Here is a 15,946-nt window from a genome sequence, read left to right on the forward strand (position 1 = left end):
TCACTTTCCCTCAGACAGGTGGGCGCACGTCTGCAGGGATCGGACATGTGTACGGCGTTTCGCCCAGATGGTCTTGATGCGTCGCGCGCGCAGCATCGATGCGTGACGGGTCCTCAACCAGTCGACAGGCTGTCGCGGCCATTGCCTTTGCGGCGTAGATCATGCCTTTGTGCGCTGCGGGTGCCTTGCCTTGTGCAACTGTTTGCCAGGTATGAAATGGCGTTCCAATTGCGCAGGTCGCGACCCGAGCCTGAACCGTCGGAACAGCCCAACTCACATCCCCGACATCTGTTGAGCCTTCGCCACCATCGCTGTGGCGATCAAGAGGTGCGATGAAGTCGCAGAGTGCGAGATCCTTTCTGGGCTTAGCTCCGATCCGCTTGAAGGTCGTGTTGATGTCAGCCGTGGTCAATGTAGTCTGAATCTCACGGGCAAAGCTGAGGTCTGACTCGTCAAAGGCGACGGGTCCGAGTTTCTCTAGCTCGTGCTGCATGGTTTCTTCCAAAGGACGGTTTCCAAGCAGGTTTGAAACGCCGGAAAAGACCTGACTTGTGACCTGCGTTCCGGTCATCAGCGCCGCACCATCTGCAATCTTTCTGACACGCGTAACCAGATCGGCGAGGTCGGGTAGCGAACTGGCGCGGACGAGCTGGCGCACCGTGGCCTTGGCCTGCACCACGTTCGGCGCAACACCACCTGCATCGAGATAGGCGTAGTGCACCCGGGCGCTGTCGGGCATGTGCTCGCGCAGGTAATTTACACCGATGTTCATCAGTTCAACCGCATCAAGCGCCGACCTACCCAATTCCGGTGCACCCGCCGCATGGGCAGCTTTTCCATGAAAAGTGAAATCGATCCGGGTGTTTGCGAGCGATCTGGCCTCATTCACGCCTGTGAAGGTCGCTGGATGCCACGAGATGGCTGCGTCGACATCATCGAACAGTCCTTCACGCACCATGTATGTCTTGGCCGCGCCCCCTTCTTCAGCGGGGCAGCCATAGTATCGCACACGGCCCTTGATGCCGTTTTCGGCCAGCCAGTCTTTCACCGCCGTCGCGGCCAAGAGTGCGGCGGCCCCTAACAGATTGTGACCACACCCATGCCCGTTGCCGCCCTCTTCAAGCGGCTGATGTTCAGCCACACCCGGCGCCTGGCTCAGATATGGCAGCGCATCGAACTCACCGAGGATGGCAATCACCGGACCCTCGTCTCCTGCTTCGCCAATCACGGCCGTAGGAATGCCAGCTGCGTTCTCTGTTATCTTGAACCCCTGAGCGCGTAACATCTGCACATGTTCGGCGACGGACTTGTACTCGGCATAAAGCGTCTCGGGCGTGTCAAAGACTCGATCTGACAAGGCGATAAAATCATCACGATGGCGGTCGACGTGGTCCCAGATCGGATCGGCGTTTTTCAAGGGGCTCTCCAGCTTCTCGTTCAAACGGTTTCGGCGTGTTCCAGCAGGCAAGCCGTTTCGCGCCCGCCGCGCCCCGCTTTCAGTTCAGGAACAGTGGTGCGGCACTCAGCGGTCGCCACGGGGCAACGCGGGTGGAAGGTACATCCAGATGGCGGATCTAGCGGCGACGGAATTTCCCCCTCAATCGGGGCAAAATCACGCCGGCGCTGATCAAGGCGCGGAGCCTCTGCAAGCAGCGCTTTCGTGTAGGGATGGCGCGGGTCCGAAAAAATTTCCTCAGTCGATGCGCTCTCGACAATGCGGCCCAGATACATGATCGCCACGCGGTCGGCGATGTGTTCGACGACGCTCAGGTCATGGCTGATGAACAGATAGGTCAGGCCCAGCTCTTCGCGCAGATCCATGAACAAGTTGATAACCTGCGCCTGGATCGACACGTCCAGCGCAGCGATGGCTTCGTCGCAGACAAGGAACTTCGGCTTCACGGCGAGCGCACGTGCAATTCCAATCCGTTGCCTCTGACCGCCGGAAAACTGATGCGCGTAACGCCGCTTGAGCGACGGGTCGAGGCCGACCTTGCGCATCACGTCGTCCACGTATTCCGCACTCTCTGCTTTGCTGACGATCCCATGCATACGCGGTGCTTCGCCGATGATATCTTCGACGCGCATTCGCGGATTTAGGCTGGCAAAGGGGTCCTGGAAGATCATCTGAATTGCGAGGGTCGCCGCGCGTTTGTCGGTGCCGTTCAACGTCGCAACATCTTTGCCTCCGTAGAACATCTGTCCGTCACTTGCAGGGTGAATGCCGGCAACAACACGTCCCAAAGTGGACTTGCCGCAGCCGGACTCGCCGACCAATCCCAGAACCTCACCCTTTTGAATCGACAGGTTCACGTTATCGACAGCATGGACCGTTTCTTCCCGGATGTTTGCGCCAAGTCGCTGTGCGATTTTCCCCGCGACGTCCAAACGTTTGGTGAAGCGCTTCGAAACGCCTCGGATTTCAACGAGCGGCTCAGTCAAAGCGTCGTCTCCTTGGTGCGTTGCGGATTGAAACAGCGAAGGCTGCGGCCATCCACGTCCTTAATCGGGGGGCGCTTGGAACACGCTGCCGTTAGGGCCTGACAACGCGGTCCAAAGGCGCATCCTTCAGGCAGGGCGAGCATGTTTGGCGTCATCCCTTCGATCTGGAACAAACGCTGCCCACGCCGGTTCGCCGTCGGAACCGATCCGAGAAGCCCGACCGTATAGGGATGCAACGGACGGTCGATAACATCGTCGATACCGCCTTGCTCAACGATCCGTCCTGCGTACATCACCGAAATCCGGTCCGCGAGCCCTGCCACAACGGCAAGGTCATGCGTGATCCAGATCATCGCAGTTCCCGTGCGTTTCGTCAGCTTCTGTGCCTCGTGGATGATCTGCGCCTGAATTGTCACGTCGAGCGCTGTCGTCGGCTCGTCGGCAATAATGAGGTCCGGCTGGTTCAAGAAGGCTGTCGCAATCGCCACGCGCTGCCGCATCCCACCGGAAAGCTGATGCGGATAGGCTTGCAATCGCTCTTCCGGCGATGGGATGCCAACCAAACCAAGCGCATCACGGCTTCTTTCCCAGGCGGTTTGGCGGCTTACGTTTTCATGGGCGAGAATGGCCTCGATCATCTGCGTATCGACGCGCAGGACCGGGTTGAGCGTCATCATCGGATCCTGAAAGATCATCGAGATTCGGTTGCCACGCAAGGTCTTGAGTCGCTCTTCCGGTGCGTTCGCGATCTCGTCACCATTAAAACGGATTGACCCATCGACGATGCGCCCGGGAGGTTCGATCAGCCCAAGGATGGAAAACCCGGTGATCGACTTGCCCGACCCGGACTCACCCACCAGACCCATTACCTCGCCCTTGGAGACGGTGAAATCCACACCATCTACGGCCTTGACCACACCCGCGTGCGTGAAGAAGTGGGTCTTCAGCCCGCTGACTTCGAGTACTTCAGTCATCTCTTCAACCTCGGGTTCAGAACATCGCGCAAATGGTCGCCAACAAGGTTGATGGACACCACCGTCATTAACAGCGCGACGCCGGGAAAAACGGAAATCCAGTAGCGTCCTGAAAGCATGTATTCGAATCCATTTGCGATCAGCACCCCGATCGACGGCTCAGTCTGTGGAAGTCCTACGCCAAGGAACGAAAGCGTCGCTTCCAATGAGATCGCACTGGCGGTTTGTACCGTGCCAACGACAATCAGAGGCGCCATGCAATTCGGGAGAATATGCCGAAAGACGATCCGCGAACGCGAAATGCCGAGACATTGTGCGGCTTCAACATATTCCTTTCCGCGCTCGACAAGCGCGGTCGCGCGCACCGTGCGGGCGTAGTAGGCCCATTGCGCAATTACGAGGGCAAGAATGATCTTGTCGACACCCTTACCAAGTGCCGCAACCATCATCAGCGCAACCAGCGATGCCGGGAACGAAAGTTGAAGATCCACGATGCGCATAATGAACGCTTCGGTCCGGCCACCAGCGTAGGCCGCGACCAGACCGATCGCCATACCGATCAGAAGGGCAATCACTCCAGATGCAAGCCCAACGGTCAGAGAGATACGCAAACCATAGAGAATTGCCGAGTAGAGATCGCGCCCAGACCCGTCCGAGCCGAGCCACATTGTATATCCGTCGAAGGCTTCGGAACCTGGCGGCAAGCGCCCATCCATGACGCTGACCTGACCAAGATCGTAGGGGTTCTGCGGTGTGATCCAGGGTGCCAGGATGGCCAAAAGAACGATGATCAGGAATATGCCGAGCGCCGCTGTCGCGATCCTGCTTTCGAAGAACTCGGCCCGAAATCGCTGGAACGGCGTCTCGACCTTAGGGGATTTGGCGGTGGTCAGCGAATGATCTGTGACGGTGTCGGTCATGCGCCCTGATCCTGCAAACGAACCCTCGGATCGAGGATCGAGTAAAGTATGTCGACGATCAGATTGATCAGCACGAAGAACAGTACGATGATCATCAGATAGGCGACGACGACAGGCCGATCCAATTGCAGTATTGCGTCGATCAGCAGTTTGCCCATTCCCGGCCACGCGAAGATTGATTCAGTCACCACCGAGAACCCGATCAAACTGCCGAATTCGAGGCCCATGACGGTCACTACCGGGATCATAATGTTCTTCATTACATGCACCAGAATGATGCGTCGGGTCGAAAGCCCTTTGGCCCGGGCATATTTAACGTAATCCTGTCCCATCGCTTCCCTGACACCCGCTCGGGTGAGACGGATTGCCAGCGAAATCTTAAGAAGTGCCAGGTTGAGAGCAGGCAGGAAGATGTGGCTCAACCCATCGAGCGTAAAAAGGCTGCTGTGAATCCCAAGAAACGAGCCGATGTCGCCACGACCTGTCGCAGGGACCCATCTAAGTTCTACGGCAAACAGCATGATGAGCATTAGTCCGACCCAGAAGGTCGGCAGCGAGAAACCGAGAATCGAGCCAGCCATAACGCCTTTGGAAAGCGGGCTGTCGGGATAGAGCCCGGCATAAAGCCCCAATGGAATTCCGATCACGATGGCAAGAAAGAGTGCACTGAAGGCCAGTTCCATCGTGGCAGGCATATGGTGCAGGATCAGTTTGAGCGCGGGCTCACCGAAGACGAAGCTATCGCCGAGGTCACCCTGTGCCGCACCTTTGAGGAACAACCAGTACTGTTCCCAAATAGGCCGATCCAATCCAAGCCGTCGAATGGCCGCTTCGATGTCAGCCTGATCCGCGTCGGGGCTTACCAGCATGTAGACCGGGTCACCAACGATGTTGACGCCAAAAAAGACAATCACCGACATCAGGAAGACAACAAGCATTGCTTGCAGCAATCGGCGAATGACAAAAACGGTCATGAGGACATTCCCTGGGCAAAGGCTGCGGGCCGCTGCGAAGGCGGCCCGGATGCATTGCGGTTACTCTTTCACGACGCCTGTCGCGAGAGTGTATTCGTCGGTCCGAGGGATGTAGCTCAGACCTTTTTTGGCCGCCCAGGTGTTGACCTGGAAGTGCGTCGGAATGATCGCCACGTTCTCGATCGCGCGCTCTGTTGCCGCGGCGAGCAGTTCCTGCCGCTTTGCGTCATCGACTGTTCGCAGGGCTTCTTCGATCAACGCGTCGGTTTCAGCATCCGAGTGTCGGCCACGGTTTGATGATCCAAAGCCCGCATCCTTGTCATGGGTGTGGATCAGCGATTTGAGAGGCGAGGACGCTTCGCCGGACCCCGCGCCCCATCCGACGAGGATAAAGCTGAACTCCGGCAGACCCTCTGGGCTGCCTTTGGAAGCGCGCCCAAAGTATACCGAACGCGGCATGGTTTCGACGGCTGTCTTGATGCCAACACGGGTCAACATTTGCGCAATTGCCTCGGCAATTTTGGCGTCGTTGATGTAACGGTCATTCGGCCCATGGATTGTCATTTCAAATCCATCGGGATAACCGGCTTCAGCCAGAAGCGCTTTAGCACCGTCTGGATCATAGGCCACGACGTCCAAATTGTCAGACACGCCAAAGAACCCCTCGGGCAGAAGCTGACCGGCGGGCAGGGCAACCCCTTCCATGACACGCTCAACGATTGCATCGCGGTTGATCGCCATGCTGATCGCCTTACGGACGCGGACGTCCATGAGGGGGTTCTTGATATCGCCGCCACCGTTGGCCTTCACAAAGGGTGAATCCTCGCGGAATTGGTCCATGTGAAGATAGATCACTCGGTTGGACACGCCCTGGCTCAACTGAATACCGTCATTGCCCTGAAGTGTTGTGATATCGGTCGTTGGTACGCCCGATATCATGTCCACATCACCGGCAAGAAGCGATGCAACACGGCTCGGACCGGACGTGATTGGGCGGAATTCCACCTCGGACCAGATCGGTGCATCACCCCAGTAGTCGTCGTTCCGTACCAGCACGATGCTTTCACCCGGCGTGTAACTTTGGAACTTGAACGGCCCTGTGCCGATGGTGGCCGTACCCGCGTTGAAGTCTTCCGTCGTTGCTTCGCAGCCCACTTCTGAGATCACAGGGATCGTGGAAATGTCGTTGCCCATTAACGGATAAGGTGCGGCCGTTTTGAAATGCACCGTGTAGTCATCGATTTTGACGACTTCCTTACCCTTGAGATAGGTGCCGTATCCCGATGGAGAGTTCGGTACGTCCGGCGCGCGCGCCATGGTGCAGACTACATCGTCTGCCGTAAAGTCACTTCCGTCGTGAAACTTTACGCCCTCACGCAGCTTGAACTCCCAAGTCAATTCATCAATCGGCTCCCATGACACGGCAAGACCCGGCGATAGGCGCTGCTTCTCATCCTGCGCGATCAGCCGGTCAAAGATGTGCACGGACATCGCGTTGTTCGGACCCAGGTTGTGAAAATGCGGATCGAGTGACGTCGGCTCCGAAGCGAGGCCGATCGTTAGTTTTTCGGCCGAAACAGCACTGGCGCCGAAAGCCAAAATGCTGACAGCGACGGCTGTCGCAGATGTGAGTTTCCTCATCAAAAAGACTCCCTGTTTGTTTGGCGCTTGTGAATGGGCGAATCTTTGGCCGATCCCGCGCCCTATTAAAAAAGGCTAGCTACCGCAAAAATCATTGCCAATACTTATTGCTATGCGTCTTTGCATAGACCAATCCAAGAGTTTGGATGTTCAGCCGCTCGTACCGGGGGAGTAATGTAGCATGACAGAACACAGACACAGACTGCGCGAGTTCGAGTCGCTAAGAGCCGTGATCACGACTGGGACAACCATCGGCGCCGCGCGGCGTCTCGGGATTTCGCAGTCTGCCGTGAGCCGGTCCTTATCACAACTCGAGGCCCGTGTTGGGCGATCGCTCTTTCTCCGGCGATCGGGACGTATCGACCCAACAGACGAAGCCTTGCGTCTCAACGAAAAACTGGACCCAATTTTCGAGACGCTGGCGGACATTGAGGGCGCAGAATGGGCTACTCCGGATAACGAGCCGTTACGCCTGATCGTGCCGCCGACTCTGGCACATCACTTTGTCATCTCCAGGGTGGCCAGTTTTCTCAAGAAGAATGAAGGAAAGCAGCTTCAATTGGATATTCAGGCCACGGACGTGCTGGTCGCCGGCATTCTCGACCTCCGCTATGATCTTGGTTTGACGAGTGCGATGATCCAAAGAACTGGTGTTCATCTCATGCCTTGGCGCCGCAGTCAGGTGGTCTGCGCCATGCCGAGCAACCATCCGCTATCGGAAAAACGAGTGGTGACGCCGCACGACCTTGAAGGCGTCGCGCTGATCGAGTTTCTGCGAAGGCTGGGGACGCGAGCGATCACAGAAAAGATCTTTGCGCGCGCTGGAATTCGGCCGAAACAAGTCGCAGAAACGGCAACGAACATGGCCGCACTGGAGCTCGTCCGCGAGGGTTTGGGCGTGACGCTGATCAATCCCTTCCCGCTGTTGTCGTCAGGGATGGAAGGTGTCGTCGTCAGGCCATTTGACGCCGCCATTTTTTATGACACGAGCTTTGTACTTCCATCAGGCAGGCCACCTTCTCAGCTTGCCCGCCAGTTCATGCAATTTGTCAAGTTGACGACGCCGCAGGACAAATACTCAGAGCCCGTCTAGCGCAGCATCTTAGCCGACCACGAGGTGTCGACGTCCATCGGAAAGTTCGGTCGTGGCAAATTCGCAAACGGCCAGCGGTCGTGAACTGGCGACGTAAGCCCGCCCGTGTCGACCTCAAATACCTGGTTTGGCCCAAACCAGTTGGAAAACCCGGCCCGAAAGTGGCCTCTGGATTTCACAACAACAGTCCGGGCAGACGCAATATCCAGCCCGAACATATGAAAGAACACGGGGTCGGCAGTCTGTGTGCGATCGGTGATCACCACCACGGTGATACCACCAATACGAAGCGCAGCGGATGGCCCTAGGGCCAATCTCCGACCTGCCGTCATGCCCAGTTCACCTACCACATCTCCATTATGGAGACCCAAGACCTCTGCATCCGCCTCAAAAGGCACATCCCATTGCGCCCAGAAAGCGCTGGAATCGGAAGACCGGTTGAATCGTGCCCTGAATTTGCCGCCGACACCGATGCCATGGGCTTCGTTCGCAAGTTCCGGATCACAAAAGGAACCGAATAGGCATACTTCGACTTTTGCCGCATGAAGAGCGGCTAACAGTTCCGTCGTCCTGCCACTGCCGCCGCCACCAGGATTGTCACCGGCATCGGAGAAAATCACAGGCGTGCGCGCTTGGTCAGCGGAAATTGAGATCGCTTCCGTCACGGATGTCAGTTTCCGAACGAAATCCTTCCTCAATGACCAGGCCATGTCTGCCAATTCTTCCGCCAGTGCATTGGCCGCCTTCTGGTCCTCACGCGCGGTGACAACGATGCTCAGACCGTTGTCGGGCGTGTCGGAGAAAAGGAAATTACCGAAGATCGATACGTTTAGAATCTCACCTCGACCTTCGGCTTGTCGTCGCTGACCATGGTCGATCAGCGTGCCATTCGGGTGCTCGGCACTTAGCAGGGTCACGGATGCCGGAACAAGAGGCAGTTTGACATGCGCGGTTTGGGGCCGGACGCCCGACGCCAAAACCCGGCGCAGCGAAAAGGCGGCTTCCTCGCCACGTTCTATCTGATCGACGTGAGGATTGGTCCGATAGCCGACGATCAGGTCACAGGCATCGACCATCCGTTGTGAGATATTTGCATGCAGATCGAGTGTCGCAATGACAGGTATGTCCGGTCCTACAACTCCCCGAATGTGTGACATCAACAAACCGTCAGGGTCGTGGTCATGCTCGGCAACCATCGCGCCGTGGTTGCAGATGTAGACTGCGTCAACAGGGCCAGCTGAGCGCAGCATGTCTTCCGAAGTCGCTATGACCTCTTCGATTACAGATTTTCGTACTGGACCCGCCGGGTGGCTGGCTGCCAAGATACAGGGTACCGGCGTCCAGTCGCCCGTAGCATCCATCGCCCTGACAAAGGCTGCAAATTCTATTGCCAGCTTTGGTGTCGCGGATCTCGCTTCAGACATCAAAGCATCGCCTGAAAGCCATGTCAGAGACTTAAAGTCCGACAAATCAGCCGGCGGTGCAAAACGATTTGACTCGAGAATCGCGCCAAGGAGGGCGATCTTTGGAACCTTCATGCGAGAGGCCTTTGGAAATGCAACACAATGCGAGGAAACATGAGTAGGTGATTTCAATCAAGGTATCATGCGTCTTCTCTTTTCTAGGAAAACCCCTGCCGCCCTGCGTCTTTCCTATAACGCGACGCGCAAACGATCAGTGCCACCCGTTATGCTGACAGAAGTTTCCGGAGAATTCGTAAAGATTGTTTGGGCCGATGACCCAGACGTTCACCTCATGCGCGGCGCACCGGATCGCCCACCCGCCCGGTTCAATCGCCGGGGGCAGGACGCTTTGTATCTGAGCCCTGATGTCGAAAGCGCAAAAGTCGCTATTGGTCAGGACGTCAGGAAGGATGATCGCCCGCGGGTTGTGTTGACTTTCGAGGTGGAACGATGCGCGTTGTTCGATTTGCGCAGCCCCGAAGCCGCAGATATCTATGCGCTTGCCAGTCAACCCTGGCGCAAACTCGTAGCTGCCGGTAGGGATCCGTCCTCATGGTTCGCTGCTGATCGGATCAGAGCAGACGGGCATATCGGATTGATTGATCCCTCACGAAGGCGCCCGGGCCTTTGGCACATCACTCTTTTTCGATGGAACGAGGCGAGCGCACCTGGCGTATTTCGGCGTAGTGAAGTGAAACCGGTTACCGTCCTGCTGGACTATCGATGACTTTTCGCTTTGCTTTTTCCTGTCGCAGCGAATGGCGGCTTTGCGGATTACGACCGCAGTAATGCTAAAGGCTGCTGATAATCCGTTAAGGGCCTATTTTGTTGAAAAACTCCTGTTTTGCGCAGTTCCGAGTGAAAAATTGCCCGTACAGGCCCGGAAGAATTTTTCAGCTGAGGGGTCGGCCAACATCTGATGCTGGCGGCCAGCGGCCGTCTCAAAGCCCGCCAATGATGGTGGCAGTGGACTTTCTCGATTGGTCGCCGTTTCGCGAAAATCGCCGCTTTCTGTATTTTGGAGTTTTTCAACAGTATCGGCCGTTTGTTGACGTTGAGGCTTGCGACCCGACTGTCTTGTTCGTCCGCAACTCGGTCATAGCCGCATTTTTCGCCAATGTCTGCTCTGGGTCAAAGCTGCCGTTGAGACCGGTATCAGATCGTGAAGGCAGCAGTTGAGGCCGAGGGTTACCAGCGCAAACGTGCTGATGACTTTTGGGTCAACCACAATATCATTCAAGACATCCCAGAGCTAATTTGCACTTCTTCAGTCGCAATTTGCGATTTGTCGGACAAGAATCCGAACGTGTTTTATGAGGCTGGTATTGCCCACACGTTGGGCAAAGAGGTTATTCTAATTACGCAATCCATGAACGATGTCCCGTTTGACCTTCGCTCACTGAGGTGCATCACCTTCCTGAACAACCAAGAGGGATTCGACAAACTTGCATCTGATTTGTTGGCCAGACTCCATTTTTTTGGCCTGATACGCAAATCCATGGTGGCGACTCGGTGGCGATTCACACGCACAAAACACTAGATTTCTCAGACGCCCAAGGGCAATCACTTGAAATATTTAAGAAAAGTGGCGGACCGAGGAGGATTCGAACCCCCGACCCCTTGATTCGTAGTCAAGTACTCTATCCAGCTGAGCTATCGGTCCGCGTTGGTGAGGCGCTATGTAGACCCGGTATTCGGGACGTGCAAGCTGATTCTTCAAAAATATTTCAAAAAGTCCCCTCACCCCGTGGAAGCCTTATTTCAAAGGTTGTCCCTTGAGGTCCAGTTTCGGTTAGAACCAACTCTCCGCCGTGCCCGCGCACCAGCTCCTGCGAGATAGCAAGCCCAAGTCCAGAGCCACCTTTCCGCACCCCTCCCTGAAACGGGGTGAACAAGTTCTCGCGCGCTTTCGGCGGCAGGCCCGGGCCTGTGTCGGTGATCTCGATGCACCAATTGGCCTCATACTCGCAGCCTTTGATGGTGATCTTGCCCGGTTTGCCCGACGTGACCAAAGCCTGACGCGCATTGCGCACGAGGTTGAGTATGACCCGGAATATCTGCTCGGGGTCAGCACGCGCCACAAGGTCCTCGGGCACCTCGTTGACAATTTCTACGCAGGCATCTGCAACGGCCAACTGTTCGCTGGCGACAACGTCGTCGGCAACGCTGCGCAGGGGCACCATGGTAAGTGTCGGCGCGGGTTCCTCGGCGCGACCAAAAGCCAATGTGCTTTCGCACAGAGAAACCGCACGGGTGATCGAGTTCACCAGCTTGGGCGCCATACGTCGCACCAAGGGGTCATCGCTGGCCTCGATCCGGTCTGTAAAAAGCTGCGCCGACGTGAGGATGTTGCGCAGATCGTGGCTGACCTTGGCGACCGCGCCACCCAGTTGCGCCAGACGCTCGCGTTGCTTCAGAGCTTGCGTCAGTTCCTTCTGCAACTGCTCCAGAGCCTCCTCAGCCTCGCGCAGTTCGGTCACTTTCGAGTTGGGAGAGATGATGCCCCGCGCATCCTCGGGCGCACCGGCATAGCGCTGCATATAACCCACGACACTTTTAATTGGCTTAACCAGCACAACGCGCACGGCCAGAAACAGGAAAAACGCCGTGATGATCGAGATGACAAAAGACAGCCCCAGAATTCGCAACCCGTAATCTGTCATCGCCATGCGTAGCGGCTCGCTGTCCGTCGTGACTTCAATCAGCAAGCCCGCATCTTTCACCGGCTCTCCGATCACGCGGATCACTTCGTTTTCAGGGGTAAACAACCGAGCCATTGCGTCGCGTATCAGAATCCACGGGGCGGCATCGCGCAGGTCGTATGTGTTGGCGATCTGATCAGGAATGGGCGAGGACAGCATCAACTGCCGCACCTCATCGCGCCGCAGCACCACGTTGTAGACACCCGCATTGGCCAACAGTTCGGCCTCAAGATCATCGGCCAGCATATCATCCGCCAGCAACGCCAGGGATGCGATCTGAGCACGCTCAAGACGGTTGAGTAGAAAGTCCTCGCGAAAACGCGCAATCGACGGGACAAAGATCAACACCTCGGCCAACATCACGAAGACCGTTGTCAGGATCAGAAATCGGCCCGAAAGCGAGTTCAATCTGCTCTCCCTTCCCGGTCAGGGCATCCAACGCTGGACCAGCCCGACCACTCGTTTAACCATTTGATTCTCAAACAGCCTTGGCGAGAAATAGGCACCCGCCACCCGTTTGTTAAGCTCTCCGATCGTCGGATAGGGCGAAACCATCGCGGCGATCTGCCCCATCTTGAGGTTATTGGCCAAGGCCAGCGACCACAAGTTGATCAATTCGCCCGCCTGATGCCCCACGATTGTAGCCCCTACTGGGCGGCCTTTCACGACCATGACCTTAATAAAGCCTTTCGTCTTGCGTTCGGAAATGGCGCGGTCGTTGTGGTGATAGTCAAAGCGGGCGGCTTCCACCTTGTCGCCATGCTGGGCGCGGGCCTGCGCCTCGGTCAGGCCGACCTGCGCCAATTCGGGGTCAGTATAGGTGGCCCAAGGGATACGCGCAGTTTTCGCCTTTGAAGGCAGGCCGAACAGGGCCGAACGGATGATGACCCCCGCATGATAGCCCGCCACATGGGTGAATTGCATCCCACCGGCCACATCTCCGATGGCGTAGACCTTTTTGTTGGTGGTGCGCAGGGCGTCGTCCACCTTGATCCCCGTCCGCGTGGGTTCGATCCCAGCAGCCTTCAGGTTCAGCCGGTCGGTATTGGCCTTGCGCCCTGCGGCCAGCAACAGGTGCGAGCCCGAGAATATCTGCCCTGTCTCGGTCACCACTTCGACCTTACCGTCCGAGCCGCGAATCTGCGCAACCATAGCCTGCTCATGGATCTCGACACCTTCGGCGCGCAATGTATCCAGTACGATGGCCGCCGCCTCGGGGTCGTCCTTGCCCAGCGCCTGCATCCCCTCGATCACGGTCACTTTGCAGCCCAGACGGATATGGGCCTGCGCCATCTCCATCCCGATGGAGCCGCCGCCGATGATCAGCAGATGCTCGGGCTTGTCGCGCAGGTCAAATATTGTCTCGTTGGTGTAATATGGCACTTGATCCAGGCCGGGGATCGGCGGAACTAGAGGCGACGAGCCGGTCGCAATCACAACCCGCCGCGCGGTGATCAGGTGGTCGCCCGCCTGCACCTGCGTGGGTGAGATGAACTGACCATATTCGCGGATCACCCGGACGCCGAACCCCTCGAACCGTTCCTGACTGTCCATCGGCTCGATCTGCGCGATGACGTCGTGGACATGATCCTTGACGGCAGCATAGTCCACCTGCGGCATCACATCCGCCACGCCCAGCGCCGAGGCTTGGGCCTGACCATAGGCCGCCTTGCCACTGGCGATCAGCGCCTTTGACGGCACACAGCCAAAATTCAGGCAATCGCCTCCCATTTTGTGACCTTCCAGCAAGATCACGTCTGCACCCATCTGGCTGGCACCGGCGGCGACGGACAAGCCACCCGACCCGGCACCGATCACCAGGATATCTGTCTTCAGGTCTTGCATGAGGTCAGGCGTCCTTCTTACCACGTACCGCTTTGATAACTATCGGCAAAGCCGCCAACGCGCACAAGCCGATGATCGGACCAATCACAAAGGGTTCCCACAGCAGTGACACATCCGGCGATTCACCCCGGTCGAACACACCACCTAGACCAACGCCGATCCAGGTGTAGACGATGCCGCCGGGAATAATGCCCAGCGCGGTGGTGATCAGGAAGTTGCGGAATTTCACCCCCACCAGCGCGGGTACAAGATTGGCCACGAAAAACGGCACCACCGGCACAAGGCGCAGCAGGAACAGAACCGAGATTTCATTCTCGCGCAGCCCGTCCTTCAGCTTTTTGACGGCACCTTCCGAAGCCTCTAGACGAGCAGTCAGGGTTTCCCCCAGCCCCCATCGCGCGGCCAGAAATATCACGCAGGCGCCGATGGTCGCGGAAAAGACGTTGAAGACCGTGCCTGCAAACAGGCCGAACAGAAACCCGCCTGTCATCGAGGCTACCGCCGCTCCGGGCAGTGAAAAGGCAACGATCACGATATAGATCGCGATAAACGCCCCTGCCATGGCCCAATAGTGGGTGTCGCGCCACGCCAGCAACGCTTCGCGGTTGTCACGCAGAGTTTCAAAGGTCAGGTAATCGCCCAGCGCGAAAAACCCCACGGTCGCCACGGCGAGAATCACCAGCAAAGGAATATGCCGCGCAAGCCCAGTGCGCGGCGCCTGAGTCGTATCGCTCATATGGCTGTCCGGTTTTGTGCGTTTCATTCTGCTTCCAACATGCGCTGCCTGACCGATGGGAAACAGATGCCTCACGCTGCCTTGATGTTGACGGCAGGTAATGTGAGGAATTAGGGCACCAAAACAGTGATTTTGAAACCTTTCGGCCCACGCAGATACAGAATTGTTGCAAAAGGTACGAAAACCCCCACCTTGGGGTTTGACTTACCCCCCGCTACCCAGTAGAGGACGGGCTTCGAACACTAGGGCCAGGCGAATCCGCGCCGCACCCGACCGCTATAGATTGGAGACGGAGCGATGAAACGCACCTATCAGCCTTCGAACCTGGTTCGCAAACGCCGCCACGGTTTCCGCGCGCGCATGGCTACCAAAGCCGGCCGCAAAATCCTGAATGCACGTCGCGCACGCGGCCGCAAATCGCTGAGCGCATAAACCGCTCACCGATCAGGTTATGAACATGACGCCGCCGGAGGCCCCTGAGGATGGTAACAACCAACCGAGGGTAAAGCCCCCGGCGGCGTCCGTTTGCGCGCCTGAAACTCTTATCGTTCTCAAAAAGCGGTCCGATTTCCTGAAAGCCGCCCGCGCACGCAGGCAGGGAACGCCGTCGATGATGGTTCAGGCCCGCAAGCGCGCCGATGATGAAGCCGGCGGAATTCGCGTCGGCTTTACCTGCTCCAAGAAAGTTGGCAATGCCGTGGCACGCAACCGCGCCAAGCGCAGATTGCGCGAGGCCGCACGCGCGGTTCTGCTGGCCCATGGAAAGAACGGCTGGGACTACGTCCTTATCGGTCGCGCCGAGGTCACCGCAGGACGACCCTATGACGCGCTGCTGGGCGATTTGCGATACGCGCTGCGCAAAATTCACAGCGCGAAGACGTGACACTGTTTTCCCATATCCTCGCCCTGCCTATCCGAATCTATCGGTTGGTTTTCAGCCCTTGGGTCGGTTTTAACTGCCGGTATCAACCGACCTGTTCGGCCTATGCCCTCGAAGCATTGGACAAGCACGGCCCGATCAAAGGGACGTGGCTGACTGTCCGGCGCATCGGCCGCTGCCACCCCTGGGGCGGAACCGGCTATGACCCAGTGCCGGACTGTTCGGACCGTGAACGCCCGACGCGCGACCCGCAGTAACACTTGACCCGTTCCGATC

General features: G+C 57.4%; 15 protein-coding genes and 1 tRNA gene. 5 read left to right on the forward strand and 11 right to left on the reverse strand.

Annotated elements, in window-relative coordinates:
- Positions 1 to 10: 10 nt before the first annotated feature.
- The 6 genes from ACR0LH_RS14265 to ACR0LH_RS14290 are packed head-to-tail and all read right to left on the reverse strand — an operon-like array spanning position 11 to position 6,951.
- Positions 11 to 1,417 carry an amidohydrolase gene (locus tag ACR0LH_RS14265; protein WP_170387156.1) on the reverse strand — a complete coding sequence of 469 codons (1,407 nt, stop codon included), beginning with the start codon at positions 1,415 to 1,417 and terminating at the stop codon, positions 11 to 13.
- A 20-nt stretch (positions 1,418 to 1,437) separates the two neighbouring features.
- Positions 1,438 to 2,442 carry an ABC transporter ATP-binding protein gene (locus ACR0LH_RS14270; protein WP_170387154.1) on the reverse strand — a complete coding sequence of 335 codons (1,005 nt, stop codon included), beginning with the start codon at positions 2,440 to 2,442 and terminating at the stop codon, positions 1,438 to 1,440.
- On the reverse strand, positions 2,439 to 3,416 hold the full coding sequence (locus ACR0LH_RS14275) for an ABC transporter ATP-binding protein (RefSeq protein WP_170387152.1): 978 nt from the start codon (positions 3,414 to 3,416) through the stop codon (positions 2,439 to 2,441). The genes ACR0LH_RS14270 and ACR0LH_RS14275 overlap by 4 nt, the downstream gene beginning before the upstream one ends.
- Positions 3,413 to 4,336 carry an ABC transporter permease gene (locus tag ACR0LH_RS14280; RefSeq protein WP_170387150.1) on the reverse strand — a complete coding sequence of 308 codons (924 nt, stop codon included), beginning with the start codon at positions 4,334 to 4,336 and terminating at the stop codon, positions 3,413 to 3,415. Before ACR0LH_RS14280 ends, ACR0LH_RS14275 begins: the two co-directional genes overlap by 4 nt.
- The gene (locus tag ACR0LH_RS14285; RefSeq protein ID WP_170482633.1) at positions 4,333 to 5,310 is read right to left on the reverse strand and encodes an ABC transporter permease; all 978 of its coding nucleotides are present in this window, start codon (positions 5,308 to 5,310) and stop codon (positions 4,333 to 4,335) included. Before ACR0LH_RS14285 ends, ACR0LH_RS14280 begins: the two co-directional genes overlap by 4 nt.
- Before the next feature lie 60 nt (positions 5,311 to 5,370).
- On the reverse strand, positions 5,371 to 6,951 hold the full coding sequence (locus ACR0LH_RS14290) for an ABC transporter substrate-binding protein (RefSeq protein WP_170387147.1): 1,581 nt from the start codon (positions 6,949 to 6,951) through the stop codon (positions 5,371 to 5,373).
- Between the two features lie 181 nt (positions 6,952 to 7,132).
- Here ACR0LH_RS14290 and ACR0LH_RS14295 point away from each other — a divergent pair, with 181 nt between their 5' ends.
- Positions 7,133 to 8,044: a LysR family transcriptional regulator gene (locus ACR0LH_RS14295; protein ID WP_170387145.1), complete on the forward strand. Its 912-nt coding sequence runs from the start codon at positions 7,133 to 7,135 to the stop codon at positions 8,042 to 8,044.
- On the opposite strand, the gene ACR0LH_RS14300 is transcribed toward ACR0LH_RS14295, so the two are convergent.
- On the reverse strand, positions 8,041 to 9,582 hold the full coding sequence (locus tag ACR0LH_RS14300; RefSeq protein ID WP_480721483.1) for a M81 family metallopeptidase: 1,542 nt from the start codon (positions 9,580 to 9,582) through the stop codon (positions 8,041 to 8,043). The genes ACR0LH_RS14295 and ACR0LH_RS14300 overlap by 4 nt on opposite strands.
- Positions 9,583 to 9,649: 67 nt before the next feature.
- Here ACR0LH_RS14300 and ACR0LH_RS14305 point away from each other — a divergent pair, with 67 nt between their 5' ends.
- Entirely contained in the window at positions 9,650 to 10,234 is a 585-nt protein-coding gene (locus ACR0LH_RS14305) for an RES family NAD+ phosphorylase (RefSeq protein WP_170387141.1), read from the forward strand.
- 859 nt (positions 10,235 to 11,093) lie between these two features.
- Here ACR0LH_RS14305 and ACR0LH_RS14310 read toward each other — a convergent pair.
- From ACR0LH_RS14310 to ACR0LH_RS14325, 4 genes are all read right to left on the reverse strand, one after another.
- Positions 11,094 to 11,170 (reverse strand) — tRNA-Arg (locus ACR0LH_RS14310).
- Positions 11,171 to 11,234: 64 nt separating this feature from the next.
- Complete coding sequence (locus ACR0LH_RS14315; protein WP_480721485.1) at positions 11,235 to 12,617, reverse strand: sensor histidine kinase; 1,383 nt, start codon at positions 12,615 to 12,617, stop codon at positions 11,235 to 11,237.
- Between the two features lie 18 nt (positions 12,618 to 12,635).
- Positions 12,636 to 14,054, reverse strand: a complete 1,419-nt coding sequence (locus ACR0LH_RS14320; protein WP_480721487.1) for a dihydrolipoyl dehydrogenase family protein — start codon at positions 14,052 to 14,054, stop codon at positions 12,636 to 12,638.
- A 4-nt stretch (positions 14,055 to 14,058) separates the two neighbouring features.
- Positions 14,059 to 14,790 carry a TVP38/TMEM64 family protein gene (locus ACR0LH_RS14325; RefSeq protein ID WP_480721522.1) on the reverse strand — a complete coding sequence of 244 codons (732 nt, stop codon included), beginning with the start codon at positions 14,788 to 14,790 and terminating at the stop codon, positions 14,059 to 14,061.
- A gap of 297 nt (positions 14,791 to 15,087) precedes the next feature.
- Between ACR0LH_RS14325 and rpmH the strand changes: the two genes are divergently transcribed.
- From rpmH to yidD, 3 genes are read left to right on the forward strand one after another with little or no spacing between them, the layout of a single operon-like run.
- Positions 15,088 to 15,222: a 50S ribosomal protein L34 gene (gene rpmH, locus ACR0LH_RS14330; protein ID WP_005980833.1), complete on the forward strand. Its 135-nt coding sequence runs from the start codon at positions 15,088 to 15,090 to the stop codon at positions 15,220 to 15,222.
- A 25-nt stretch (positions 15,223 to 15,247) separates the two neighbouring features.
- The gene (gene rnpA / locus ACR0LH_RS14335; RefSeq protein WP_480721488.1) at positions 15,248 to 15,673 is read left to right on the forward strand and encodes a ribonuclease P protein component; all 426 of its coding nucleotides are present in this window, start codon (positions 15,248 to 15,250) and stop codon (positions 15,671 to 15,673) included.
- The gene (yidD, locus tag ACR0LH_RS14340) at positions 15,670 to 15,927 is read left to right on the forward strand and encodes a membrane protein insertion efficiency factor YidD (RefSeq protein ID WP_480721490.1); all 258 of its coding nucleotides are present in this window, start codon (positions 15,670 to 15,672) and stop codon (positions 15,925 to 15,927) included. The genes rnpA and yidD overlap by 4 nt, the downstream gene beginning before the upstream one ends.
- The last annotated feature ends 19 nt before the right edge of the window (positions 15,928 to 15,946 follow it).

It is taken from the genome of Ruegeria sp. CL6 (assembly GCF_056536465.1).

Coding starts and splice junctions, on each gene's coding strand:
- rpmH (WP_005980833.1), top strand. CDS start 15,088: ATGAAACGCACCTATCAGCCTTCGAACCTGGTTCGCAAACGCCGCCAC.
- ACR0LH_RS14305 (WP_170387141.1), top strand. CDS start 9,650: ATGCGTCTTCTCTTTTCTAGGAAAACCCCTGCCGCCCTGCGTCTTTCC.
- ACR0LH_RS14325 (WP_480721522.1), bottom strand. CDS start 14,790: ATGAGCGATACGACTCAGGCGCCGCGCACTGGGCTTGCGCGGCATATT.
- ACR0LH_RS14280 (WP_170387150.1), bottom strand. CDS start 4,336: ATGACCGACACCGTCACAGATCATTCGCTGACCACCGCCAAATCCCCT.
- rnpA (WP_480721488.1), top strand. CDS start 15,248: ATGACGCCGCCGGAGGCCCCTGAGGATGGTAACAACCAACCGAGGGTA.
- ACR0LH_RS14320 (WP_480721487.1), bottom strand. CDS start 14,054: ATGCAAGACCTGAAGACAGATATCCTGGTGATCGGTGCCGGGTCGGGT.
- ACR0LH_RS14285 (WP_170482633.1), bottom strand. CDS start 5,310: ATGACCGTTTTTGTCATTCGCCGATTGCTGCAAGCAATGCTTGTTGTC.
- ACR0LH_RS14295 (WP_170387145.1), top strand. CDS start 7,133: ATGACAGAACACAGACACAGACTGCGCGAGTTCGAGTCGCTAAGAGCC.
- ACR0LH_RS14275 (WP_170387152.1), bottom strand. CDS start 3,416: ATGACTGAAGTACTCGAAGTCAGCGGGCTGAAGACCCACTTCTTCACG.
- ACR0LH_RS14290 (WP_170387147.1), bottom strand. CDS start 6,951: ATGAGGAAACTCACATCTGCGACAGCCGTCGCTGTCAGCATTTTGGCT.
- ACR0LH_RS14300 (WP_480721483.1), bottom strand. CDS start 9,582: ATGAAGGTTCCAAAGATCGCCCTCCTTGGCGCGATTCTCGAGTCAAAT.